Source organism: Novosphingobium album (ex Liu et al. 2023) (assembly GCF_029076845.1).
Classification (GTDB): Bacteria; Pseudomonadota; Alphaproteobacteria; order Sphingomonadales; family Sphingomonadaceae; genus Novosphingobium.
This window is the reverse complement of record NZ_JARESE010000036.1, coordinates 49,523-71,953: the sequence shown is the minus strand read 5'-3', so window position 1 is coordinate 71,953 and position 22,431 is coordinate 49,523. Positions and strand designations below refer to the sequence as shown.

The 22,431-nt window shown below is 67.1% G+C and carries 26 protein-coding genes and 1 tRNA gene; 12 read left to right on the top strand and 15 right to left on the bottom strand.

What is annotated here, in order from left to right:
- Positions 1–24: 24 nt before the first annotated feature.
- Genes PYV00_RS11800 through PYV00_RS11770 form a run of 7 tightly spaced genes read right to left on the bottom strand, consistent with a single transcriptional unit; the run spans position 25 to position 7,511 of the window.
- Positions 25–240, bottom strand: a complete 216-nt coding sequence (locus PYV00_RS11800; RefSeq protein ID WP_275228465.1) for a formate dehydrogenase subunit delta — start codon at positions 238–240, stop codon at positions 25–27.
- A complete protein-coding gene (fdhF, locus tag PYV00_RS11795; RefSeq protein WP_275228464.1) occupies positions 237–3,119 on the bottom strand; it encodes a formate dehydrogenase subunit alpha in 2,883 nt (960 codons plus the stop codon). The genes PYV00_RS11800 and fdhF overlap by 4 nt, the downstream gene beginning before the upstream one ends.
- Positions 3,109–3,639, bottom strand: coding sequence for a molybdenum cofactor guanylyltransferase (mobA, locus tag PYV00_RS11790; RefSeq protein WP_275228463.1), 531 nt, complete (start codon positions 3,637–3,639; stop codon positions 3,109–3,111). Before mobA ends, fdhF begins: the two co-directional genes overlap by 11 nt.
- Complete coding sequence (locus tag PYV00_RS11785; protein WP_275228462.1) at positions 3,636–5,147, bottom strand: NADH-ubiquinone oxidoreductase-F iron-sulfur binding region domain-containing protein; 1,512 nt, start codon at positions 5,145–5,147, stop codon at positions 3,636–3,638. The genes mobA and PYV00_RS11785 overlap by 4 nt, the downstream gene beginning before the upstream one ends.
- Positions 5,144–5,569: an NAD(P)H-dependent oxidoreductase subunit E gene (locus PYV00_RS11780; protein WP_275228461.1), complete on the bottom strand. Its 426-nt coding sequence runs from the start codon at positions 5,567–5,569 to the stop codon at positions 5,144–5,146. Before PYV00_RS11780 ends, PYV00_RS11785 begins: the two co-directional genes overlap by 4 nt.
- Positions 5,566–6,399: an S-formylglutathione hydrolase gene (fghA, locus tag PYV00_RS11775; protein WP_275228460.1), complete on the bottom strand. Its 834-nt coding sequence runs from the start codon at positions 6,397–6,399 to the stop codon at positions 5,566–5,568. The genes PYV00_RS11780 and fghA overlap by 4 nt, the downstream gene beginning before the upstream one ends.
- Positions 6,399–7,511, bottom strand: coding sequence for an S-(hydroxymethyl)glutathione dehydrogenase/class III alcohol dehydrogenase (locus tag PYV00_RS11770; RefSeq protein WP_275228459.1), 1,113 nt, complete (start codon positions 7,509–7,511; stop codon positions 6,399–6,401). The genes fghA and PYV00_RS11770 overlap by 1 nt, the downstream gene beginning before the upstream one ends.
- A 110-nt stretch (positions 7,512–7,621) precedes the next feature.
- Between PYV00_RS11770 and PYV00_RS11765 the strand changes: the two genes are divergently transcribed.
- The 3 genes from PYV00_RS11765 to PYV00_RS11755 all read left to right on the top strand — a co-directional run bounded on the left by PYV00_RS11765 (position 7,622) and on the right by PYV00_RS11755 (position 9,675).
- Positions 7,622–9,007 (top strand): RNB domain-containing ribonuclease, encoded by a 1,386-nt coding sequence (locus tag PYV00_RS11765; RefSeq protein ID WP_275228458.1) that lies wholly within the window; start codon positions 7,622–7,624, stop codon positions 9,005–9,007.
- Between the two features lie 75 nt (positions 9,008–9,082).
- Positions 9,083–9,156 (top strand) — tRNA-Cys (locus PYV00_RS11760).
- Between the two features lie 189 nt (positions 9,157–9,345).
- Positions 9,346–9,675 carry a MarR family winged helix-turn-helix transcriptional regulator gene (locus PYV00_RS11755; protein WP_275228457.1) on the top strand — a complete coding sequence of 110 codons (330 nt, stop codon included), beginning with the start codon at positions 9,346–9,348 and terminating at the stop codon, positions 9,673–9,675.
- On the opposite strand, the gene PYV00_RS11750 is transcribed toward PYV00_RS11755, so the two are convergent.
- Complete coding sequence (locus PYV00_RS11750) at positions 9,645–9,806, bottom strand: hypothetical protein (RefSeq protein WP_275228456.1); 162 nt, start codon at positions 9,804–9,806, stop codon at positions 9,645–9,647. The genes PYV00_RS11755 and PYV00_RS11750 overlap by 31 nt on opposite strands.
- Positions 9,807–9,994: 188 nt before the next feature.
- Here PYV00_RS11750 and PYV00_RS11745 point away from each other — a divergent pair, with 188 nt between their 5' ends.
- Together PYV00_RS11745 and PYV00_RS11740 are read left to right on the top strand one after the other, a co-directional pair.
- Complete coding sequence (locus PYV00_RS11745) at positions 9,995–10,195, top strand: hypothetical protein (protein ID WP_275228455.1); 201 nt, start codon at positions 9,995–9,997, stop codon at positions 10,193–10,195.
- A gap of 94 nt (positions 10,196–10,289) precedes the next feature.
- The gene (locus PYV00_RS11740) at positions 10,290–10,673 is read left to right on the top strand and encodes a PilZ domain-containing protein (protein ID WP_275228454.1); all 384 of its coding nucleotides are present in this window, start codon (positions 10,290–10,292) and stop codon (positions 10,671–10,673) included.
- A gap of 156 nt (positions 10,674–10,829) precedes the next feature.
- Here PYV00_RS11740 and PYV00_RS11735 read toward each other — a convergent pair whose 3' ends face one another.
- Complete coding sequence (locus tag PYV00_RS11735) at positions 10,830–11,615, bottom strand: enoyl-CoA hydratase/isomerase family protein (RefSeq protein ID WP_275228453.1); 786 nt, start codon at positions 11,613–11,615, stop codon at positions 10,830–10,832.
- A 68-nt stretch (positions 11,616–11,683) separates the two neighbouring features.
- Here PYV00_RS11735 and PYV00_RS11730 point away from each other — a divergent pair, with 68 nt between their 5' ends.
- The gene (locus tag PYV00_RS11730) at positions 11,684–12,772 is read left to right on the top strand and encodes a phosphotransferase (RefSeq protein ID WP_275228452.1); all 1,089 of its coding nucleotides are present in this window, start codon (positions 11,684–11,686) and stop codon (positions 12,770–12,772) included.
- Positions 12,773–12,817: 45 nt separating this feature from the next.
- Here the strand turns inward: PYV00_RS11730 and wecC are convergent, their stop codons facing one another.
- Positions 12,818–14,122, bottom strand: a complete 1,305-nt coding sequence (gene wecC / locus PYV00_RS11725) for a UDP-N-acetyl-D-mannosamine dehydrogenase (protein ID WP_275228451.1) — start codon at positions 14,120–14,122, stop codon at positions 12,818–12,820.
- Entirely contained in the window at positions 14,100–15,239 is a 1,140-nt protein-coding gene (gene wecB, locus PYV00_RS11720; RefSeq protein WP_275228450.1) for a non-hydrolyzing UDP-N-acetylglucosamine 2-epimerase, read from the bottom strand. The genes wecC and wecB overlap by 23 nt, the downstream gene beginning before the upstream one ends.
- Before the next feature lie 173 nt (positions 15,240–15,412).
- Between wecB and PYV00_RS11715 the strand changes: the two genes are divergently transcribed.
- From PYV00_RS11715 to PYV00_RS11690, 6 genes are all read left to right on the top strand, one after another.
- A complete protein-coding gene (locus tag PYV00_RS11715; RefSeq protein ID WP_275228449.1) occupies positions 15,413–16,492 on the top strand; it encodes a choice-of-anchor A family protein in 1,080 nt (359 codons plus the stop codon).
- A gap of 74 nt (positions 16,493–16,566) precedes the next feature.
- Positions 16,567–17,121, top strand: coding sequence for a dCTP deaminase (dcd, locus tag PYV00_RS11710; protein WP_275228448.1), 555 nt, complete (start codon positions 16,567–16,569; stop codon positions 17,119–17,121).
- 73 nt (positions 17,122–17,194) lie between these two features.
- The gene (locus tag PYV00_RS11705; protein ID WP_275228447.1) at positions 17,195–17,758 is read left to right on the top strand and encodes a DoxX family protein; all 564 of its coding nucleotides are present in this window, start codon (positions 17,195–17,197) and stop codon (positions 17,756–17,758) included.
- A 91-nt stretch (positions 17,759–17,849) separates the two neighbouring features.
- Positions 17,850–18,353: a nuclear transport factor 2 family protein gene (locus PYV00_RS11700; RefSeq protein ID WP_275228446.1), complete on the top strand. Its 504-nt coding sequence runs from the start codon at positions 17,850–17,852 to the stop codon at positions 18,351–18,353.
- Entirely contained in the window at positions 18,350–19,126 is a 777-nt protein-coding gene (locus PYV00_RS11695) for an SDR family NAD(P)-dependent oxidoreductase (RefSeq protein ID WP_275228445.1), read from the top strand. Before PYV00_RS11700 ends, PYV00_RS11695 begins: the two co-directional genes overlap by 4 nt.
- On the top strand, positions 19,123–19,587 hold the full coding sequence (locus PYV00_RS11690; protein ID WP_275228444.1) for a nuclear transport factor 2 family protein: 465 nt from the start codon (positions 19,123–19,125) through the stop codon (positions 19,585–19,587). Before PYV00_RS11695 ends, PYV00_RS11690 begins: the two co-directional genes overlap by 4 nt.
- Here the strand turns inward: PYV00_RS11690 and PYV00_RS11685 are convergent, their stop codons facing one another.
- The 4 genes from PYV00_RS11685 to PYV00_RS11670 form a co-directional block, all read right to left on the bottom strand.
- A complete protein-coding gene (locus PYV00_RS11685) occupies positions 19,588–20,112 on the bottom strand; it encodes a hypothetical protein (protein ID WP_275228443.1) in 525 nt (174 codons plus the stop codon).
- Between the two features lie 81 nt (positions 20,113–20,193).
- Positions 20,194–20,961: a molybdopterin-dependent oxidoreductase gene (locus PYV00_RS11680; RefSeq protein WP_275228442.1), complete on the bottom strand. Its 768-nt coding sequence runs from the start codon at positions 20,959–20,961 to the stop codon at positions 20,194–20,196.
- A complete protein-coding gene (locus PYV00_RS11675; RefSeq protein ID WP_275228441.1) occupies positions 20,958–21,806 on the bottom strand; it encodes a cytochrome b/b6 domain-containing protein in 849 nt (282 codons plus the stop codon). Before PYV00_RS11675 ends, PYV00_RS11680 begins: the two co-directional genes overlap by 4 nt.
- The gene (locus PYV00_RS11670) at positions 21,803–22,420 is read right to left on the bottom strand and encodes a carboxymuconolactone decarboxylase family protein (RefSeq protein WP_275228440.1); all 618 of its coding nucleotides are present in this window, start codon (positions 22,418–22,420) and stop codon (positions 21,803–21,805) included. Before PYV00_RS11670 ends, PYV00_RS11675 begins: the two co-directional genes overlap by 4 nt.
- Positions 22,421–22,431 lie beyond the last annotated feature (11 nt).

Below are 22,431 nucleotides of genomic sequence, written 5' to 3'. Positions count from 1 at the left end.
AAGGTCGCTCGCCATGGCGAAGCCCTATGCCAGACCGCGCTCCAGCCGCTCCAGCGCGGCCGCCACCACGGGCGAGAGGTGCGTGCGATCTTCGGCCATGATCCGCGCCTTCATGCGCGGGTCCCAGTACAGGCGGATGTGCTCGGCCGTCGCGGCGATCGCCCGGTCCTCGCCCTGCGCGGCGAAGTTGCGGGCGATCTGGTCGGCCATGTAGCGCAGGCGTTCAGGCGTATCGCTCATTCGGCGGCCTCGGCCGGGACCACGCGGCGCGCGCGCGCGGAAAGCGCGGCATAGTCTTCCTGCCAGTCGCTCGGCCCGTTCGACGGCGTGACCTGCACCGCCGTCACCTTGTATTCGGGGCAATTGGTCGCCCAGTCGGAAAACTCGGTGGTGACGACGTTGGCCTGCGTCTCGGGATGGTGGAACGTGGTGTAGACCACGCCCGGCGCCACCCGGTCGGTCACTTCGGCGCGCAGTGTGGTTTCGCCCTTGCGGCTGGCGAGGCGGACCCAGTCGCCGGTCTTGAGGCCCCGGTTCTCGGCATCGGCGGGATGGATTTCCAGCACGTCCTCGACATGCCACACCGAATTGGCCGTCCGCCGGGTCTGCGCGCCGACGTTGTACTGGCTGAGGATGCGGCCCGTGGTCAGCAGCAGCGGGAAGCGCGGCCCGGTCTTCTCGTCGGTCGGCACATAGTCGGTGACGACGAAGCGCCCCTTGCCGCGCACGAAATGATCGACGTGCATCACCGGGGAGCCATCGGGATGTGCGGCATCGACCGGCCATTGCAGCGAACCTTCGGCATCGAGCCGCGCGTGCGAAACCCCCGCGAAGCTCGGCGTCAGCCGCGCGATCTCGTCCATGATCTCGCTGGGGTGCGTATAGGTCCAGCCGAGGCCCAGCGCGTTGGCCAGCGCCTGCGTCACCTGCCAGTCCGCGAAACCATTGGCCGGCTCCATCACCTTGCGCACGAGCTGGATGCGCCGCTCGGCATTAGTGAAAGTGCCGTCCTTCTCCAGGAACGTGCTGCCCGGCAGGAAGACATGCGCGTAATTCGCGGTCTCGTTCAGGAACAGGTCGTGGACGATCACGCAGTCCATCGCCGCCAGCCCCGCCGCGACGTGGCGCGTATCGGGATCGGACTGGAGAATGTCCTCGCCCTGGATGTAGATCGCGCGGAAGCTGCCGTCGATGGCGGCATCGAGCATGTTGGGAATGCGCAAGCCCGGCTCGGGATCGAGCGAAACGCCCCAGTCCGCCTCGAACAGCGCGCGCGTGGCGGCGTCCGAGATGTGGCGATAGCCCGAAAGCTCGTGCGGGAAGCTGCCCATGTCGCACGATCCCTGCACGTTGTTCTGCCCGCGCAAGGGATTCACGCCAACGCCCGGCCGGCCGATATTGCCGGTCGCCATCGCGAGATTGGCGATCGCCATGACCGTGGATGAGCCTTGCGAATGCTCGGTGACGCCGAGCCCATAGTAAATCGCAGCGTTTACTTTGGGCCTCCGCGAAACATCGCTACGGCCTTCGCCACCCGTGGCATAGAGCCGGGCGGCGGCGCGAAGGTCGGCCGCCGGCACCCGCGTCACCGGCTCCAGCGCTTCGGGGCTGTGCCGTTCCTCGGCGACGAAGCGGGCCCATTCCTCGAAGGCGTCGACCTCGCAGCGCTCGCGCACGAAAGCCTCGTCCACCAGCCCCTCGGTGACGATGACATGCGCCATCGCGGTCAGCACCGCGACATTGGTGCCGGGCTGGAGCGCAAGGTGATGCGCCGCCTCCACATGCGGCGAGCGCACCAGATCGATCCGGCGCGGGTCGATGACGATCAGCTTCGCGCCCTGGCGCAACCGCCGCTTCATCCGGCTGGCGAAGACCGGATGCGCGTCGGTCGGGTTGGCGCCGATCACCAGGATCACGTCTGCCTGCATCACGCTGTCGAAATCCTGCGTACCCGCCGGCGTGCCGAACGTGGTCTTCAGGCCATAGCCGGTCGGCGAATGGCAGACCCGCGCGCAAGTATCGACGTTGTTCGATCCGAAGCCGGCGCGCACCAGCTTCTGGACGAGGAAGGTCTCCTCGTTGGTGCAGCGGCTGGAAGTGATGCCGCCCAGCGCCCGCGCGCCGTATCGGTCGCGGATCGCCTTGAGCTTGCCGGCGGTGAAGGCCAGCGCCTCGTCCCAGGACACCTCGCGCCACGGATCGGTGATGGCGTCGCGGATCATCGGCGTGGTGATCCGGTCCTGGTGGTGGGCATAGCCCCAGGCGAAACGGCCCTTGACGCAGGAATGGCCGCGATTGGCCTTGCCGTCCTTCCACGGCACCATCCGCACCAGCTGCTCGCCGCGCATCTCTGCCCGAAAGGTGCAGCCCACGCCGCAATAGGCGCAAGTGGTGACGACCGCGCGCTCGGGCTTGCCGATCTGCTTGACCGTTTTCTCGCGCAAGGTCGCGGTCGGGCAGGCCTGCACACAGGCCCCGCACGAGACGCACTCGCTCGACAGGAAATCGTCGCCCGCCTGCCCGGCCGAGACCATGGAGGCAAAGCCGCGCCCCGCGATGGTCAGCGCGAACGTGCCCTGCACTTCGTCGCAGGCGCGCACGCAGCGCGAACAGGCGATGCACTTGGCCGGGTCGAAATCGAAATAGGGGTTCGATGCATCGGCCGGCTGCGCCAGATGGTTCGCGCCCTCATAGCCATAGCGCACGTCGCGCAGGCCGACGGCGGCGGCCTGGTCCTGCAATTCGCAATCGTTGTTCGCCGAGCATGTCAGGCAATCGAGCGGGTGATCGGAAATGTAGAGTTCCATCACCCCGCGCCGTAGCTTCTGCAAACGCGGGGTCTGGGTGTGGACGACCATGCCCTCGGCCACCGGCGTCGTGCAGCTTGCCGGCGTACCGCGCATCCCCTCGACCTCGACAAGGCACAGCCGGCACGAACCGAATGCGGCCAGGTTGTCGCTGGCGCACAGCTTCGGAATCGCGCCGCCGCTCATCGCCGCCGCGCGCATCACGCTGGTGCCGGCGGGCACCGTTACCGCGCGGCCATCCACGGTCAGCGCGACTTGCGTTGGCGCGCTGACTTCGGGCGTTCCGAAATCGCGCTGGCGTTCATAGCCCACGGCGTCTCTCCGCAGCCGCCAGATTGGCGGGGGTGTTGATGTTAGCAGGATCGGCGGGAAGTTTCACTGGCCGCGCGCCGATCATGTCGGCAAAGCCCAGCATCGAATGCTTGCGCGTGCTGAACAGCAGTTCCTCGATCGCGCCGGCCGCCGCCGCCGGCCACAGGCCGATCACCGGCTGCGAAGCGACATAGGACGGCGGAGGAGACAGCAGATCCGGCAAGTCCTCGGGCAGCCCGAGGCTATCCACCCCGCACGAGAGCACGGCCGCATAATTCTCGTCGCAGGCGTGATGCAGCGCGGCGGCCAGTCCGCCCAACGGCCCGCCGCCCGGGCCGGGCCAGTCGGGCAGGGTCGGCGCCGGCGCCATCGCGCGGCCCACCACGACGACATGCTCGCACCAGCCCGAGAGCAGATCGACCGCGTGCGCCAGCAGGGTATGCCCGTGCAACTCGGCCAGCGCCTTGTCGCTGCCGAAGCGGGTCGAAAGCCCGCCCGCCAGAACCGCTCCCAAGATCATGCGAAATCCTCCGGCCAATGCTTCAGCGCGGATTGCACGGGATAATGCGTGAACCCGCCCAGTGCGCAAAGCGAACCGAAGCGCATGGTTTCACACAGATCGTCGAGCAGCGCGAGATCCTGATCGCGCGTGCGCGCCACTTTGGGGGCATTGTGCATCTGCGCCAGCGCGCCGACCGGATCGGGCAGGCGCGCTGACGCGGCGATCCGGTCGATCAGTTCCACCCCGCGCACCGCGCCCAGCCGGCACGGCGTGCACTTGCCGCAGCTTTCGGCGGCACAGAACGCCATGGCGAACCGGGCCTGCGCGCGCATGTCGGCCGTATCGTCGAACACCACCACGCCGCCATGGCCGATCAGCGCATCGGCGGCAGCGAAAGCCTCGTAATCGAACGGCAGGTCGAACTGCGCGGGCGGGATATAGGCGCCAAGCGGCCCGCCCACCTGCACCGCCCTGACCGGACGCCCGCTGGCGGTGCCGCCGCCGATCTCGTGGATCAACTCGCGCAGGGTGATGCCGAAGGCGGTCTCGTAGAGGCCGCCGTGGCGGATATTGCCGGCGAGCTGGATCGGCTTGGTGCCGCGCGATCGGTCGATCCCCAGCCGCGCGTATTCCTCCGCCCCGCCTTCGGCCATGATATGCGGCAGCGCGGTGAGCGTGAGCACGTTGTTGATCGCGGTGGGGCAGCCGAACAGCCCGGAAATCGCCGGCAGTGGCGGCTTGGCCCGCACTTCGCCGCGCCTGCCCTCGATCGAGGCGAGCATCGCCGTCTCCTCGCCGCAGATATAGGCGCCAGCGCCCACGCGCACTTCGATGCGGCATGGCGCGATGATCGGCGCGCAAATCTCCAGCGCGCGGTTCAGCTTGGCGATCGCGTGCGGATATTCGCTGCGCACATAGATATAGCCGCGTTGCGCGCCCACGGCATGGGCGGCGATGGCCATGCCCTCGATCACCGCGAAGGGATCGCCTTCCATCAGCATCCGGTCGGCAAAGGTGCCGCTATCGCCCTCGTCGGCATTGCAGACGACATATTTGCGGCTGCCCGGCGCCTCGGCCACCGTCTTCCACTTCACGCCCGTGGGAAAGCCCGCTCCGCCCCGGCCGCGCAGGCCCGACTGGATGACTTGGCCGATCACGTCCCCAGGAGCGAGCGCGCGGGCGCGGGTCAGCCCGGCCCAGCCGCCGGTCACGGCGTAGTCCTCCAGGCTGAGGGGCCTGGTGCGCCCCGCCCGCGCGAACGTCAGCCGCTGCTGGCGGGCGATGAACGGATGCTCGGCGATCGGCCCGATCGCCTTATCACTGGCGCCGTGGAGAATCGCCGGAACATCGGCCGGCGCGACCGGGCCAAAGCCCAATCCGGCGATCTCCACCAGCGGTTCGAGCCAGTGCATTCCCCAACTCGAAACCCGCTCGACCGCGCAGCCCGCCGCCGCGAAGGCATCCGCCACCGCATCGGCCCCGCAAGCGATCGCCAGCGCATCGTCGGAAAGGCGCACCGTGGTCATGCCGTCTCGATCAGGCGGACCAGCGCGGCCTCGTCCAGCCGTGCGTGCAGGGTATCGCCAATCCGCGCGTTCGGCCCCACGCTGCACAGGCCGAGGCAATAGACCGTGGTCAGCCGCACGCGCCCGGCCGCCGCCGCCTCGGCCGCCGGCACCAGCGCCTCGCAGCCGCGCGCCTGGCACGCCTCGGCCCGGCAAAGCTGCACTTCGGGGCGCGGGTCGGCCTCGGCGCGGAAATCATGGTAGAAGCTGGCGACACCGTGCACTTCGGCGCGGCTGAGATTGAGCGCATCGGCGATCAGCGCCTCGGCCTCGCGGTCGATGCAGCCGAATTCGGCCTGCACCGCGTGGAGCACCGGCAGCAGCGGCCCTTCGCAGGCCCCCGCCGCGGCGATGAGCGCCGCAATGCGATCCGCCCGGCTCACCCCTTCAGCCGCGCGGCGTGCCAGCCGACATGCTCGGCCATGAAGCTGGAAATGAAGTAATAGGAATGGTCATAGCCCGGCTGCATACGGATCGTCGCGGGCTGGCCGGCGGCGGCGCAAGCCTCGCGCAGCAGATGCGTCTTGAGCTGTTCGTCAAGGAACCCGTCGGCGCCGCCCTGATCGACCAGCAGGTCGGGCAACCGCGCGCCGTCCGCGATCAGCGCGCAGGCATCGTATTCGCGCCACGCCGCCCGGTCGGACCCGAGATAACCGCCCAGCGCCTTGTCGCCCCACGGGCAGTTCAGCGGGCTGACGATCGGCGCGAAGGCGGAGACCGAACGGAACCGGCCCGGGTTGCGCAGCGCGATCGTCAGCGCGCCGTGCCCGCCCATCGAATGGCCGGTGATGCCTTGCCGGCCCATGTCGGCGGGAAACCGCGCGGCGATCAGCGCCGGCAGTTCCTTCTCGATATAGGACCGCATCCGGTAGTTCCTGGCCCAGGGCTCCCGCGTGGCATCGAGGTAGAACCCCGCGCCCTTGCCGAAATCCCATCCCTCGTCATCGGGCACCTCGGCGCCGCGCGGGGACGTGTCCGGCGCCACCAGGATCACCCGGTGCGCCGCGCAGGCCATGCGGTATTCGCCCTTCTCCGTCACGTTGGCGTGAGTGCAGGTGAGACCCGAAAGATACCACAGCACCGGCAGCTTCGCGTCCGGCGCATGGTTCGGCACGAAGACCGAGAAGGTCATCTCCGTTCCCGTTTCCACCGAAGCATGGCGATAGACGCCCTGCGTGCCGCCATGCGCGCGCGTGGTGGAGAGGGTTTCCATCAGTAGACCACCACGCTGCGGATCGACTTGCCTGCGTGCATCAGATCGAAGGCGGTGTTGATCTCTTCCAGCCCCATGACGTGGGTGATCATCGGATCGATCTCGATCTTGCCGGTCATGTACATGTCGACGATCTTGGGCACGTCGGTGCGGCCCCTGGCGCCGCCGAACGCGGTGCCGCGCCAGTTGCGGCCAGTGACAAGCTGGAACGGGCGGGTAGAAATCTCCTTGCCCGCCTCGGCCACGCCGATGATGATCGAGGTGCCCCAGCCGCGATGGCAGGCTTCGAGCGCAGTGCGCATGACCTCGGTATTGCCGGTGGCATCGAAGGTATAGTCCGCGCCGCCGTCGGTCATCGCGACGATCCGGGCCACGGTGTCCTCGCGGCTCAGGCCCTTCGAGTTGAGGAAGTCGGTCATGCCGAACTTGCGGCCCCACTCCTCGCGGTCGGGATTGATGTCCACGCCGATGATCCTGTTCGCGCCGGCCAGCCGCGCGCCCTGGATCACGTTGAGGCCGATGCCGCCCAGCCCGAAGACCACGACATTGTCACCCACTTGCACCTTGGCGGTGTTCACCACCGCGCCCACGCCGGTGGTCACGCCGCAGCCGATGTAGCAGCTCGTCTGGAACGGCGCATCCTCCCGGATCTTCGCGACGGCGATCTCGGGCAGCACGGTGAAGTTCGAGAAAGTGGAGCAGCCCATGTAGTGAAAGATCGTCTGGCCCTTGTAGCTGAACCGGCTGGTGCCATCCGGCATCAGGCCCTGCCCCTGCGTGGCGCGGATCGCGGTGCACAGGTTGGTCTTGCCCGACAGGCATGACTTACACTGGCGGCATTCGGGGGTGTAGAGCGGGATCACATGGTCGCCGGGCTTCACGCTGGTCACGCCCGCGCCTACCTCGCGCACCACGCCGGCGCCCTCGTGCCCCAGGATCGACGGGAAGATGCCTTCGGAATCGAACCCGTCGAGCGTGTAGGCATCGGTGTGGCAGATGCCCGTCGCCATGATCTCGATCAGGACTTCACCCGCCTTCGGGCCTTCCAGATCGACCTCCACGATTTCCAGCGGTTTCTTCGCTTCGAAAGCGACGGCGGCGCGAGTCTTCATGCGGGGATGCTCCTGAAAGGCGATGGACCGCGCTGGCTATAGCGCGCGGCATGGCGGGAATGGCAAGGGCCAATCTTGCCTTCGCCGTACCAATCGGCTCCAACAGCGCGATGAAGGCCCTGCACGATCCGCAAATGCTGCTTGCCGAAGGGCTGACCCGGATTCGCGAGGAATTCGCCGTGCCGGGCGGCTTTCCCGCGCCCGTGCAGGCAGCGGCGGATGCGGCCGCGCAGCGCCGGCCCGGTGCCCATGCGGACCGCACCGCCCTGCCTTTCGTCACGCTCGACCCGGCCGAATCGACCGATCTCGACCAGGCTTTCGCGATCGAGGCGGCGGGGGCCGACTGGCTGCTGCACTATGCCATCGCCGACGTGCCCTGGTTCGTGGGCGACGGCGACGCGATCGATGCCGAGGCATGGGCGCGCGGCACCACCTCCTACCTGCCCGATGGCAAGGCCGGGCTCTATCCGGCAAGCCTGAGCGAAGGCGCGGCCAGCCTGCTGCCCGATGGCGATCGGCCCGCGATCATTCTGACGACGCGGATCGATCCGGCGGGCGAAGCGCGGCTGGACGGCGCCGAACGCGCGCTGATCCGCAGCCGCGCCAAGCTGGCCTACGAAACCGTGCGCGAGGCGGACCTGCCGCCGGGCTTCGCCGACCTGGCGGCGCGGATCGGCCGGGCGGAAGACCGGCGCGGCGCCGCGCGCGTCGATCCGCCCGAACAGCAGCTCGAACCGAACGGCACGGGCGGCTTCACGCTGGCCTTCCGGCCACTGCTCCTCTCAGAGACGCGCAACGCCGCGCTTTCGCTCGCGGCCAATCTGGCGGTGGCCAGAACCATGCTCGATGCCGGAACCGGGCTGTTCCGCGTCATGGCCGCGCCCGATGCCGCCGCCGAAGCGGGGCTGCGCGCGACCGCGCAGGCTTTCGGGCTGCGCTGGCCGGCCGAAATGCCGCTCGCCCAGTTCGAACGCCGGCTGGACGGCACGCGGCCCGCCGAAGCGGCCTTCATGCTGGCGGTCCGCCGGGCCGGGCGCGGCGCAACCTATCGCCCCTACACGCCCCGTGAACTGCCCTGGCACGCCGCGCTGGCCGCGCCTTACGCCCATGCCACCGCGCCGCTGCGGCGCCTGGCCGATCGCTATGTGCTGCGCGCGGTGCTGGCGATCGCCAACGGGCAGCCGGTGCCCCAGGACGTCTCCGCCACGTTCGAGCGCCTGCCCAAGGTCATGGCGCGCGCCGCCAACCGCGACGGCCAGATCGAACGCGCGGTGATCGACCTTGCCGAAACCGCGATGCTCGCCAATTTCGTCGGCCGCGACTTTGCCGCGACGATCACCGACGTGAACCAGGGCCAGGCGCGCATCCAGCTGGCGGACCTGCCGATCGTGGCCACCGTCCCGGCCAACCACGACGTACCGGGAGACACCATCCGCGTCCGCCTGGCCAGCGCCAGTCCCGCCCAGCGCCGGCTGGAGTTCGAACGCCTCACCTGAATCCACCCGAATCCGATTGCGCACCGCGTCCTGGGTTGATAGGGGCGCTTTCCCTACAGGCATACGCCCCCGGATGGCCCGATGGCGGAGTGGTGACGCAGCGGACTGCAAATCCGTATACGCCGGTTCGATTCCGGCTCGGGCCTCCAAGACTTTTCGGCGTTTCTCATGGAAACGGCAGGCGCTGGCGCGATCGGCGTGCGCTTGTCCGCACGCATGTCCCGGCATGGAACATGTTGGCGCGATCAGGGCGCATATATTGACAAAGCTGGCCAAAACATCAATTATCTTGAGCTCAAAAGCAAGAAATGAACTCCTGCTCAGGGAGATGAGGGGCGATGCATATCGGCGTAGTCGGGACGCCCGTTGAGGCATTGGTACTTCGCACTTACGAACGGCGAAGCCAGCTCTTCTCTGAAGATCTGTTTTATGACCCGGCGTGGATTATCCTGCTTGAACTGCGGAATAGTCAAGGCGCGGTAAAGACCGGCGATCTGGAAAAGGCCACGCATGTCCCGCCCAGTCTGGTCAGGCGCTGGCTCAATGTCCTGCTTGATCGCGGTTATATTGGCGTGCGGCGCGACGCCGATGACGAGGACTGGTACAGCCTGACCGCGATCGCTTCGGAAAAGCTGGATCAAGTGTTTTTGGAACCCGGTTCTTCCTGAAAGCCGCCGCCGGTCCGGGCCGCTTCAGCCTGGGCCCGGATCACGCAGGCCATCGCGGCCGCCACATGCGCCGCCGCGATCGCGAGTCCGACGTCATCGAGCAAGGCGATGGCTTCGGTCAGCGCCGCCAATGCCCGCGCATGGACCGAAGCTTCTGGCATAAATCGAACGACCTCGATCTTTTGCGTAAATATACCCAGATAAGGCAGCTTCGCAACGGCCCATGCCTTTGCCCCGCGTGCCGAATTCCTTAACCAGAACCGACCCCGACCCTGGTTTGGAGCTGGCAATGCCCCTTGCGCATAGAGTGGCCAAGGCCGTGAAGGAAACCGATGAGCTTTCGCGCCATGATCACGAGGCGATCGCGCGCGCGGCGATCGCGACGATGTTCAACTGGCTGGACGATCCTTCGGACGCGACGATACAAAGCGCTTCGGGCCCCGCCCACATCAGCCCGGCGAACTGCCGGCGGGTATGGTCGGAAATTCTCGCACGGCTGCGGAACGAGGCCGGATTCTGAGCGGCTGGCCGGTCGCGCGCGTTTTCGGCGCCCCGTAAGTTCCCCTAGACGCGCCACAAGGCATCGCTAGCCCTGATGGCGCTATCGTGGCGGCATGGATCAGGCGGTTTCGGAAACGATCGTATGCGGCCGGCGCAGCTACAGCCGCCTGCGCGTGCGCCTGCCGGCCAAGCTGGTGCTGCTGCACGGCGAATCCAAGGCGATCCTGGAAGACCTGTCGTTTGAAGGCGCCCGATTGCGGATCGGCGCGCCCGTGCGCATCGGCGAGGATGCCCTGCTCCTGTGGAAGGATTTCGAGGCGTTCGGCCGCGTCATCTGGCAGAACGGCGCGCGCTGCGGCCTGCGTTTCGATGCGCGGCTCAAGCCCGCAGTGCTGATCGCCACGCGCGATTGCGACGATGCGGAGCATCTCGGCAGCGACAGGGAACTCTTGCGCGAAGTGGCGCAAGCCTGGGTGCGGGGATCGACCCGGCTTTGAAGGTTTGTCTGGAAATGCGCCGAAGAGCGCTTTTCTTATGCGGCACCGGCCCACGCGCCCGCCCGGCCTCCCATCGGAATGATACGCTGTGGGAGGCCGGATGGGGGCGTGGGCCGGTGTCGCCATGTGCCTCTCGGCATATTTCCAGACAACCTTTCAACCGGGCAAGTCCTGCGGAATCCAGTCAGGCTCGCGCTTTTCCATGAAGGCGCGCATTCCTTCGCGCGGCTCGCGCCCGAACGCCAGCGAAGCGAACATCGTCTCGTAATCAATCGTGCCGTACTGCTGATTGAGCATCCGCTTGGTGTGAGCGCGCGCCTCGGGCGCGGTGCGCAGGATCTCGCAAGCGGCACGCACCGCTTCCACGCGCAGCGCCGCGTGCGGCACCAGGCGCGAAAACAGCCCCATGCGATGCGCTTCGGCCGCGTCGATCTTGCGCGCGGTCAGCAGCAGGTCGCGCGCCTGGGCCAGCCCGACATGCGCAGGCAGCGTCGCGGCATAAGTCGCGTCGATGATGCCGCGCAGCAGTTCGGGCACGCGGAAGGTCGCACGATCGGAAACGACGGCGACATCGGCCATCATCGCCACCAGCAGCCCGCCCGCCTGGCAGATGCCGTTGACCGCCGCCACGACGGGCGCGTTGCTTTCGCGGATCGCGAGGAACGGCAGGCTTTCATAAGTCAGGCCGGCCGGCACAGGCTCGTCCCCCGGCTCATAGCGTCCGCCCAGGTCGCCGCCCGGCGCGAAGACGTCATCGGTGCCGGTGATGATCAGCGCGCAGGGCTCGGCGAAGGAATTGACCAGGCGCACCGCGCGCTTCAGCCCGAAGTACATCGCCGGGGTGAACGCGTTGCGCGCGTGCGGACGATCGATCCGGCACCACAGGATCGGGCCTTCGCGTTCGAGCTTCAGCGATTGCGTTCCGACATCGTATTCGCTCATGTCCTCTCCCGATGCGCATGTCCGGCGGCTCCGTTTCCGCAGGCTAGCGCGCAAGGAGGATGCCGGCCATGACAAAAACCCCAGGCCCCTGCCCGCTGCCCACGACGATCGCGAATATCACCACTGCGTGGCTGGAAGCCGCGCTTGCCGCGCAGGCGCCCGGCATCGGCCTGACAGGCTCGCGCATCCTCGACGTGATGCATGGCACCTGCACCAAGATCCGCGTGGCGCTGGAGCGTGACGCGGCCGCGCGCGCCGCCGGCATTCCCGCGCAAGTGATCCTGAAGGGCGGGTTCGAGCCGCACAGCCGGCTGATGGACTACATGCACGCGCATGAAGTCCACGCCTATGCCGATGTCGCGCCGCTGACGGCTTTGCGCCAGCCGACGTGCTATTTCGCCGGCTTCGATGCCGAGGCGCGGCAAGGTATCGTCATCCTGGAAGACCTGGTCGCGCGCGGGGTGGAATTCCTCCACCCGCAACGGCCGCTGCCGCCCGAAGCGGTCGCGCGCCGGCTGGAGGTGCTGGCCCGGCACCATGCCCTGACCTGGGAGCAGGCCGCGCCCTTTGCCCCCGGCGGCGCTTTCGCCTGGGCGGACGATTTCATCGACGGCTTCTATCGCTATGGCGCGCAGATCCTGACCCCGCCGGTCTGGCAAGGCTTCGTCCAGAGCGCGCGCGGCGCCGCCGCATCGGTGCGGTTCCATTCGCTGGACTGGTTCCTTACCGCGCTGGGCAAGCTTTCGGCGCTGGGCAGGACGATCCCGCGCGTGCTGGTCCATGGCGACACGCACCTGGGCAATCTCTATGTCGATATCGACGGCGAGCCCGGCTTCTTCGACAGCCAGCCGCATGTCGGCCCGGCGCTGTGCGAAGTGGCCTATCACGTCACCGGCGCGCTCGACATGGCCGATCGTCACGCGCACGACCGCGATCTCGTCGCCCATTACCGCCAAGCGCTGGCGGCCGAGGGAATCGCCCCGCCGCCGCTTGACGAGATGATGCGCCAGTTCGGCTGCTACCTGGCCTTCGGCTATGGCATCTTCCTGGTCAACGCGTCCGATTTCCAGCCCGAGGCGATCAACACCGCCTATACCGCGCGCTTTTCCGCCGCGATGCTGGACCATGACACGATCGGCCTGATCGCGCGGCTCTGAGCTCGGCGAACGACCCGGCGGGCCGCTCGCCGCTTTTCACCGGCTTCAGCCCGCCGCGAGGCGCAGGCCGGGGCTGTCGTCGGCTTCGCGCCGGGGCTGGTCGGGCCAGATGCCGCGCGTGTCGTAGACCAGCTTGTCGGCGCGCTCGGCCAGCGGGACGACGCGGAACACGTCATGGTCCACCAGCACGATCAGGATCTCGCATTCCTCCAGCGCGGTGTCGATGTCGATCTGGGTGGCGCCGGTGTCGGTGAACTCGATCGGCAGCTCGGCGGCATAAGGCTCGACGATGTGGATGCGCGCGCCGTACTTGCGCGCCAGCCGCGAAGTGACGAAGCGCGCCGGGCTTTCGCGGAAATCGTCGATGTTGGCCTTGAAGGCGAGGCCGAGGCAGGCGACCCTGGCGTCGGGATGCGCGGCGACCAGTTCGTCCGCCTTGCGGATCACATGGTGCATCTTGCCGTCGTTGACGCCGCGCGCGGTGCGGATCAGCGGGGTTTCCTCTGGCGCGCCGTGGACGATGAACCAGGGATCGACCGCGATGCAGTGGCCGCCCACGCCCGGCCCGGGCGAGAGGATGTTGACGCGCGGATGGCGATTGGCCAGCCGGATCACTTCCCAGACATCGAGGCCCATCTTGTCCGCAACGATCGAAAGTTCGTTGGCGAAGGCGATGTTGACGTCGCGATAGGCGTTCTCGACCAGCTTGGTCATTTCCGCAGAACGGGCATCGGTGGTGACGCATTCGCCGCGCACGAAGCGCTTGTAGAAGGCCAGCGCCTTCCTTGCGCAGCGGGGCGTGATGCCGCCGATCGAACGGTCGTTGTTGGTCAGCTCTTCGAGGATGCGGCCGGGCAGCACGCGCTCGGGGCAATAGGCGATGGCGATGTCGGGGGTTTCGCGGACGAGGCCGGGCACTTTCAGGTCCGGGCGCATCGTCGCGATCATATCGCGAAGCTGCTCGGTGGTGCCGACCGGCGAGGTCGATTCGAGGATCACCACGTCGCCCGCCTTCAGCACCGGCGCGATCGTGCGGCCGGCGGCCAGCACATACGAGACATCGGGCGCATGATCCTTGTCGAACGGCGTGGGCACCGCGATCACGAAGACATCGGCGGGCGCCACTTCGGTGGAGGCGGACAGCAGCCCGCGCGAGACGACGCCGTGGACCAGGCCATCCAGATCGACTTCCTCGATATGGATCTCGCCGCGATTGATCGTGTCGACGACCTTTTGCGAAACGTCGATGCCCAGCACCTTGCACCCGGCGCGGGCGATCACGGCGGCGGTGGGAAGTCCGATATAACCCAGCCCGACGACGCAGACGTCAGGTTTCGTGTCCGATTTCATTGGCGAGCAGCTCCACGATACGCGCCGCGGCGTGGCCGTCCCCGAAAGGGTTGTGGGCCCGCGCCATGGCTTCGTAAGCGCCCTTATCGTCGAGCAGGGTTGATAATTCGGTAACGATCGTCGCGGCCGATGTGCCGACGAGTTTCGCGGTTCCAGCCGCCACGCCCTCGGGCCGTTCGGTGGTCTCGCGCATCACCAGCACCGGCTTGCCGAGCGCGGGCGCTTCCTCCTGCACGCCGCCGCTGTCGGTCAGCATGATCTCGGCCAGATCGAGCAGGCGGGCGAAGTGCGGATAGTCGAGCGGCTCGATCAGCGCGACATTGTCCAGCCCCGCCAGGCCCTCGTTCATCACCTTGCGCACGTTGGGGTTGAGGTGGACGGGGAAGATCACCGCCACGTCCGGCCGCCGGGCGATGGTGCGGATGGCCTCGGCAATCCCTTCCATGCCTTCGCCGAAGTTCTCGCGCCGGTGGCTGGTCACGCCGATGATCCGCTTGCCGGCAAAGCGCGCTTCCAGATCGGCCAGCCCGCTTGCCAGCGCGGGCGCGGCGGCGATGCGCGCCGTCACCCAGTGCAATGCATCGATCACGGTATTGCCGGTGACATGGACGCGCGCGGGATCGACCGCCTCGGCCTTGAGCGCGCCGGCGGCGGTTTCGGTCGGCGCGAAGTGCAGGCTGGCCATCGCGCCGATGATCTTGCGGTTCACCTCCTCGGGCCAGGGGTGATAGATGTTGTAGGAGCGCAGGCCCGCCTCGACATGATCGACCGGCACCTTGCGGTAATAGGCGGCGAGCGCGCCGCACATCGCCGTCGCCGTATCGCCCTGCACGATCACCCGGTCCGGGCGGACCGCGTCCATTACCTGGCCCAGCCCGACGAGCAGGTTGGCGGTGAGCGCGTCCAGCGTCTGGTCGGGCTGCATCACGTCAAGATCGTGATCGGGCACGATCCCCGCGATATCGAGCACCTGGTCAAGCATCTGGCGATGCTGCGCCGAGACGCAGACCACGCATTCGAAACGCGGATCGGCCTTGAGCGCGTGGACGACGGGGAACAGCTTGATCGCTTCGGGGCGCGTGCCGAAGATCACGAGGATGCGGAGCGGTGCGGTCATGGCCGCGTCCATACCATGCAGTTCTTAATCGCCGGATAAGGCAGGGTCCACCGGGCAGCGATCGCCCGCCCACACCCAGCCGCAAAACCGCGCTTGCACACGAATTGGCAACCAATAGGCGTGAGAATCGCTGAACGACAAGCTTCCCGTGCATTGCGCCAGAGTCAGGAAATATGGTTAAGCGGCATTTCACTTCCACGATCGGCGCGCTTCTGGCGTCGGTCGCCATGGCTGCTCCCGCGATGGCGGGCGTTCCGGTCGGCACCGATGCCCTGCGCGAATGGAACCTTATCGTTCTGGGCAACCTCACTTCCAGTTCCGAAGTGGAAGGGCGTACCTTCGTCGGTGGCGACCTGACCGGCAATTCATCCAACTACAACATCAAGCCCGGCACGCCGTCGAGCAACGGCCAGCCCGGGCTGGTCGTGGTCGGCGATGTGAATGGCGGCACGAAGAACCTGAACAACGGATCGGGCGCGATCGTCGGCGGCAACGTCAACAGCGGCTTCAACCTCAATGGCGATCCGCAGACGGTGCAGGTCGGGGGCACGATCGCGAACACCAATGTCAACCAGAACACGGTCAACTCCGGCCTCGCCACATCAAACCCGCAGTTCGCGCAGGACTTGCAGCAGGACAAGAGCCTTATCACCACGAGCATGAACGAGCTGTCCTATCAGCTCGGCACGCTGGATGCGGACAGCCAGCTTCAGATCAGCGGCAATCGCGGTACGTTCAACGCCGTGCCCGGCGCCGACGGGGTGGCCGTGTTCAACATCACCGCCGCCCAGCTCGACAGCATCGGTGAGATCCAGTTCAATCTGAACGGGGCGGACACGGCGATCGTCAATGTTGCGGGCAGCTCGATCAGGCTGAACGACAATTTCCTCGGCGGCACCGCCAATCTGGGCGAGCATGTCATCTGGAACTTCAAGGACGCGGCCGACCTGACCCTGACCACGGCATGGGGCGGCAGTGTGCTGGCACCGAAAGCCGATACGCAGACGTTCAACTACATCCAGGGTTCCGCGGTCTTCGGCAACCTGCTGCAGAACGGCGAAATGCACGTGGGCACTTATGCCGGCGGCTACTATCCCCCCAGCGGCCAGCCGGGCAGTAGCTCGGGCGGCGGCAGTTCGGGCGGATCGACCGCAGTGCCCGAACCCGAAGCGTTCGGCCTGTTCGCCCTTGCCGCGGCGGGACTGCTCTTCGCCCGCCGCCGCCGCTCCAGGAAGGCCCAGGCGATCGACTGACCGCGAGGCAGGCTTGTTCACCGAGTATGACACGCGGCGATGACAGCGCGATGTTGACCGATTAAGCAGCCCCCATGGCGATTCTCAGCGACAAGTGGATAAGGCGGCAGGCCACCGAAAACGGCATGATCGAGCCTTTCGTGGAGGCGCAGCGGCGCGACGGCTGCATATCCTATGGCCTTTCCTCCTATGGCTATGACGCGCGCGTGGCGGACGATTTCAAGATCTTCACCAATGTCGACAGCGCCGTGGTCGATCCCAAGGATTTCGCCGCGAACAGCTTCGTCGATCGCAAGACCGACGTCTGCGTGATCCCGCCCAATTCCTTCGCGCTCGCGCGCACGGTCGAATATTTCCGCGTGCCGCGCGACGTGCTGGTGATCTGCCTGGGCAAATCGACATATGCGCGCTGCGGCATCATCGTGAACGTCACGCCGCTGGAGCCGGGCTGGGAAGGGCACGTCACGCTCGAATTCTCGAACACCACGCCGCTGCCGGCGAAGATCTATGCCAACGAAGGCGCGTGCCAGTTCCTGTTCCTGCAAGGCAACGAGCCGTGCGAGATCAGCTATGCCGATCGCGCCGGCAAGTACATGGGCCAGCAGGGGGTAACGCTGCCCCGGCTGTGATTGGCCGCGCCGGGAACCATCCGGCCCGCCATCCGCTATTCCGGCATGAATTTCCATGCCGGGAGAGCATGACATGTCGAAGATCGCGGCCATTATCGGACGCCTGCTGCTGGCGCTGATTTTCATTGTTTCGGGGGCCGGCAAGCTGCTGGACGTTTCCGCGACCGAGACGATGATCGTCGGCGCGGGGCTACCCGGCGGCCTTGCCATTCCGGTGGGCCTGTTCGAACTGCTCGCCGGGCTCTGCCTGGCGCTGGGCTTCATGGTCAGGCTGGTCGCGATCCTGCTCACGGTGTTCGTGGCGCTGACCATCCTGTTCTTCCACAACCGCTTCACCGATCCGGTGCAGGGCGTGATGGCGCTGAAGAACCTGGCGATCATCGGCGGGCTGTTCCTGGCTTTCGCGCATAGCCAGATGTGGTCGCACTATTACGCGATCCGCAGCGAGCGGCGCGGCGAACTGTTCGCCCGCCGCGCCGAGGACAGGGTGCACGAAGCCGAATTGCGCGCCGCGCGCGCCGAGGCCGAGGCAAAGGCCGTGCGCGAGGGCCAGGGCGTGGCCGGCACGACTTATGCCGACAGCGATGGCGACGGGATTGCCGCAAGGCGCGTGCGCGGCCGCTGGTTCGACTGGTAGGCGATACGGCATTATCCCCAAACGGGGATTGACCCTTCCGCCGATGCCGCGTTGAACATCTGTTCGACAACGAATGCATGCGGGAGAGACCATGTCGGATCAAGCCATCGAGGAGCGCTTCGCCGCGCTGGAAGCACGATTGCGGGCGGCGGAGGATCACCTTGCGATCCTCAACCTGCTCAATACCTACGGCCCGCTGGTCGACAGCGCGACGGCCAGGGAAGCAGGCGAGCTCTGGGTCGAGGGCGGCGGCTACAATTTCACCAATCCCGAAGGCGGCTCGATCCGGCTGACCGCGCCGGACGAGATCGCCGGCATGTATCACTGGCAAGGCCATCTCGATCTGGTCGCCACCGGCTGCGCGCACCTGACCGGCACGCCCAGGATCACCGTCGATGGCGATGATGCGCAAGCGGTCGGCTATTCGTTCGTGGTGCTGCGCGAGGAGGATCGCTGGTTCCTCTGGCGCGCGGCGGTGAACCACTGGACGCTGCGGCGCACCGCCGATGGCTGGCGCATCGTCGAGCGGTTCAACCGCGCGCTGAACGGATCGCCCGAAAGCCATGAAACCATGCGCAAGGTCATCGCGATATGAACCGCTTCGCAGGCAAGGTCGCGATCATCACGGGCGCCAGCAGCGGCCTGGGCCCGGTGATGGCCAGGATGATGGCAGCCGAGGGCGCGAAGCTGGTGCTGGCCGCGCGGCGCAAGGATCTGGTGGAGGAAGCCGCCGCGGCGATCGGCGATGCCGCCGTCGCGGTGCAGGCCGATGTCACCGACGAGGCGGATGTCGCCGCGATGGTCGAGGCGGCGATGAGCCGCTGGGGCCAGGTCGACGTGATGATGAACAACGCCGCGGTGCCCGGCACCGACAAGTACATCTGGGAACAGACGGTCGACAACTTCCTTGATACCTACAAGGTCGATTGCATGGCCGCGATGCTGTGCACGCGCGAAGTGCTCAACCGATCGATGATCGAGCGCAGGAGCGGCGCCATCATCAACTTCTCCAGCGGCGCGGGCTGGGACGGCATGGTGCGCAAGAGCCACTATTCCGCCGCCAAGGGCGCGCTGCGCATCCTCACCAAGGTGACGGCGAAGGAAGTGGGGCAGTTCAACATCCGCTGCAACTGCGTGGTTCCCGGCGCGATCGGCACCGACCTGATGATCAACTACATGAAGCGGATCGCCGACGAGCAGGGCGTGAGCGTGGAAGAGATCGCCGCCGGCATCCAGGCGCCGCTGCCGCTCAAGACCTTCAGCACGCCCGAGGATGTCGCCAATCTGGCGCTGTTCCTCGCCTCCGATCAGGCGCGCACGATCACCGGCCAGTCGATCAATGTCGATGCCGGGCTGGTGATGTCGTGACGCTCGACGATCTGCTCGCCCGCGAGGCGATCCGCGATACCATGGCGCAATACACCACCGCGGGCGACCGGCTGAAGATCGACGATTTCGTCGCCTGCTTCACCGAGGACGCGGTGATGGAAAGCGAGCATGTGCCCGCCGATCGCGCGTTCCGCTATGAAGGGCGCGCCGCGATCCGGGCGTGGCAGGAACGCTGGCTGGCGGGCGAGGGCGGCACCCACGGGGCCAGCTTCGTGCGCCACCACCTTTCCACCGCGAAGATCGACCTGACCGGGCCCGACAGCGCGCGCGCCCGCACCTACTGGGTCGCCTGGACCGATATCGGCCCCGATCACGCAGGCTATTATCTCGACAGCTTCCGCAAGGTCGCCGACCGCTGGCTGATCGCCCATCGCCGCGTGCGGATGGACTGGGAAGCGGACAACAGCCTGTTCCGGTCGGCCGTGGCAAACAGCCGCTAGTCAGTCGAAGATCTTCCCGTTCAGCCAGGGATTGTTGTGGCCGACATAGTTGAGCCACGCCTTCGGCTTGCGCACCAGATTGGCCGGCACATCGGCGCGGATGCCGACGATTTCCGCGATCCTGGCGACGAAGTGCACGCAGTTGTGCTTGTCGAGGTTGTAGGGCTCGTTGCGCCACAGGTTCACTTCGGCCCGGATCGCGCGGTACTGCGCGTCGCTGATCGGCACGGTGAAATGGCGATTGGTCGATTCGATGTATTTGGGCTTTTCGACGTAGATCATCGCCGGCACGTCCTTCGACAGCACGTCGAGCGAGACATGCCGGGCGGTATAGCCGTAATTCTCGTCGATCTTCTGGCCGGTCTCGTCCAGCGCGCCGCGCAGGACGATGAAGGTGTGCGGATAGCGGCCGGCGAACATCGAGCCGTTGAAGCTCTGGAACGAGAGCAGCACTTGCGCCAGCGCCGCTTGCGGCAAAAGCACGCAAGCAAGAGCGGCGAGCAGCAAGGCGGCGAATCGGGTCATGGCCGCGTGGCAAGGTAGCGTATCAGTCCATTTCGGACCATTGCCCGGGCGGGCCGGCGCGGGCCAAATGCGACGGAACGATCAGATGCCAGCGTACCAGGCGTAACCGCTCGAATCCTCCCAATAGCCGCCCTTGCCGCCATAGAGGCCGGCCAGCGTGGCGCGCGCCTCGATCCGCATGACGTACTTGGCCTGCTTGTAGCCCAGTTGCCGCTCGACCCGGAGGCGCAACGGCGCGCCATGCGCTTCGTCCAGCGGCCGATCGTTCATCCGCCAGGCAAGGATCGTCTGCGGATGGAAGGCATCGACCAGGTCGATCGATTCGTAATAGGGCGCACCGCCGATGCGATCGGCGCAATGGAACACGAGATAGCGCGCTTCCGGCCGAAGCCGCGCCAGATCGAGCACATGGGCCAGGCGCGGGCCCTGCCACTTGCCGATCGCGCTCCACCCCTCGACGCAATCGTGGCGGGTGATCTGCTGGCGCTGGGGCAAGGCCCGCAGCGCGGCCAGCGGGAGCGCCAGTGGCCGCGCCACCAGCCCGTCCACCCGCAGCGTCCAGGGCGCGAAGCCTTGCGCCAGCAGGGCGCGATAGGCCGCATCGGCCACTTCGCGGCTGCCGTTGGCACGGAACACCGGCGACATTTCGGACGGCGCGTATTCGCGCGCCAGCGCATCGCGCCCGAACAGGCGCTGGCTGGCCTTGTGCAGATCCTCCCCGCTTTCCAGCACGGCGCGGAAGCCAGGGCTGGAATTGAGCCGGTCGCAGCCCGAAAGCAGCAGTCCGCCCGCGCCCAGCGCGCCGGCGCGGATCAGCCCGCGCCGCGACAGGATGATCCCGCCGCTCATGGAACGGGGGCCTTTTCCCGCGGCACGCGGTAACGCCCGGTGATCATCGCGCGCACTTCGTTGAACGGCCCGGCCAGCAGGACCATGACGATGTGCACCACGAAGAAGCCGACCAGCGCGAAAGCGCAGAGGAAATGGATCGAGCGCGCCGATTGCCGCCCGCCGAACATTTCGGTGAGCACCGGCGCCCAGGCATCGGTGCCAGGCGACATGGCCAGGCCCGTCGCGATCATCAGCGGGATGAGGGCGAACAGCACGGCGGCATAGGCCAGCTTTTGCAGCACATTGTATCGCAACGCGGCGGCCCCGGCGGGAAAGCACAGCCGGGCGTGATCGCGGACGTCATGCCAGATATGCGAAGGGCGCCATTCGCGCGCGGTGATGTGGATGTCGCGCCGCAAGTGGCCGTTGGCCAGCGACCAGAGCAGGTAGACCAGCAGCCCGCCGGCCAGCACCCAGGCGAAGGCAAGGTGCCAGATGCGCGCATCGGCCAGGCTGTAGCGCGAGGGGATCGTGGCCCACCACGGAAAGGCGCGGTGGCGCTCGATCCCGTCGGGATCGGTCCACACGCCCAGCACGCCGGTCGTCTCCAGCCGCAGCGCGCCGATCCGCAACGTGCCCCGGCCATCGGTGGTCGCGCCGATATCGAGCCAGGCGGTATCGAAGTTGGCGCCATATTCGCCCCAGTAGAGGCGCGGGTGCGCGTTGAAGATCATCAGCCCGCTCATCAGCATGACCAGCAGCGTCACCGCGTTGGTCCAGTGCCAGATGCGCGTGGAAAGCCGGTGCCGGCGAACCAGATCGCCGCCGCGCGGCTCCGGTCCGGCGGGCGGCGGACCGTTCATCCGTGGGCCAGCCCCGGATTGCCCGCTTCCAGCCGGATGCGCAGCGAATTCTGCACGAAGGCGGTGGCGACATATTGGCCGACCATCATCGGAAATTCGATCATCTGCGCCTCGTCCCAGCTTCGCGCCAGCACCGCCCAGGTCGCGTCGGAGATCGCCTTGTCGTCCAGCAACTCCTCGACCCCTTTCAGGATCGCGGCTTCGTGCGCGCTCCAGCCCTCGGCCCCCGATCCCCGGCGCGCCCGCTCGATCTCCTCGGTGGTCAGGCCGACGCGGCGGGCGATGTTGACGTGCTGGCCCCATTCGTAGGGCGCGCGGCACAGCCAGCCGATGCGCAGGATCGCGATCTCGCGCTCACGCGCGGGAATCCGCCCTTTGAACAGCACCGTGCCCATTTCCATCTGGCAGCGGAAGATCTCGGGATGGCGGATCATGGTGCGCATGTATTCGGGCACTTCGTCCATCGTGGTGACGCCCGCCGAAGCGCGGATCTTCAGGATCAGTTCGATCGTGGCGTCATCCAGGCTTTCGGACGCGACCGGCCCGATGCGCGGTTCCTCGCCGACGACCTGCGCCTCGCGCGCGGCCACATCGAAACCGAAATCCCGTTCCACGATCCTGCTCT

Coding starts and splice junctions, on each gene's coding strand:
- PYV00_RS11800 (WP_275228465.1), bottom strand. CDS start 240: ATGAGCGATACGCCTGAACGCCTGCGCTACATGGCCGACCAGATCGCC.
- mobA (WP_275228463.1), bottom strand. CDS start 3,639: ATGATCTTGGGAGCGGTTCTGGCGGGCGGGCTTTCGACCCGCTTCGGC.
- PYV00_RS11785 (WP_275228462.1), bottom strand. CDS start 5,147: ATGACCACGGTGCGCCTTTCCGACGATGCGCTGGCGATCGCTTGCGGG.
- fghA (WP_275228460.1), bottom strand. CDS start 6,399: ATGGAAACCCTCTCCACCACGCGCGCGCATGGCGGCACGCAGGGCGTC.
- PYV00_RS11770 (WP_275228459.1), bottom strand. CDS start 7,511: ATGAAGACTCGCGCCGCCGTCGCTTTCGAAGCGAAGAAACCGCTGGAA.
- PYV00_RS11765 (WP_275228458.1), top strand. CDS start 7,622: ATGAAGGCCCTGCACGATCCGCAAATGCTGCTTGCCGAAGGGCTGACC.
- PYV00_RS11755 (WP_275228457.1), top strand. CDS start 9,346: ATGCATATCGGCGTAGTCGGGACGCCCGTTGAGGCATTGGTACTTCGC.
- PYV00_RS11740 (WP_275228454.1), top strand. CDS start 10,290: ATGGATCAGGCGGTTTCGGAAACGATCGTATGCGGCCGGCGCAGCTAC.
- PYV00_RS11735 (WP_275228453.1), bottom strand. CDS start 11,615: ATGAGCGAATACGATGTCGGAACGCAATCGCTGAAGCTCGAACGCGAA.
- PYV00_RS11730 (WP_275228452.1), top strand. CDS start 11,684: ATGACAAAAACCCCAGGCCCCTGCCCGCTGCCCACGACGATCGCGAAT.
- wecC (WP_275228451.1), bottom strand. CDS start 14,122: ATGAAATCGGACACGAAACCTGACGTCTGCGTCGTCGGGCTGGGTTAT.
- wecB (WP_275228450.1), bottom strand. CDS start 15,239: ATGACCGCACCGCTCCGCATCCTCGTGATCTTCGGCACGCGCCCCGAA.
- PYV00_RS11715 (WP_275228449.1), top strand. CDS start 15,413: ATGGTTAAGCGGCATTTCACTTCCACGATCGGCGCGCTTCTGGCGTCG.
- dcd (WP_275228448.1), top strand. CDS start 16,567: ATGGCGATTCTCAGCGACAAGTGGATAAGGCGGCAGGCCACCGAAAAC.
- PYV00_RS11705 (WP_275228447.1), top strand. CDS start 17,195: ATGTCGAAGATCGCGGCCATTATCGGACGCCTGCTGCTGGCGCTGATT.
- PYV00_RS11700 (WP_275228446.1), top strand. CDS start 17,850: ATGTCGGATCAAGCCATCGAGGAGCGCTTCGCCGCGCTGGAAGCACGA.
- PYV00_RS11695 (WP_275228445.1), top strand. CDS start 18,350: ATGAACCGCTTCGCAGGCAAGGTCGCGATCATCACGGGCGCCAGCAGC.
- PYV00_RS11685 (WP_275228443.1), bottom strand. CDS start 20,112: ATGACCCGATTCGCCGCCTTGCTGCTCGCCGCTCTTGCTTGCGTGCTT.
- PYV00_RS11680 (WP_275228442.1), bottom strand. CDS start 20,961: ATGAGCGGCGGGATCATCCTGTCGCGGCGCGGGCTGATCCGCGCCGGC.
- PYV00_RS11675 (WP_275228441.1), bottom strand. CDS start 21,806: ATGAACGGTCCGCCGCCCGCCGGACCGGAGCCGCGCGGCGGCGATCTG.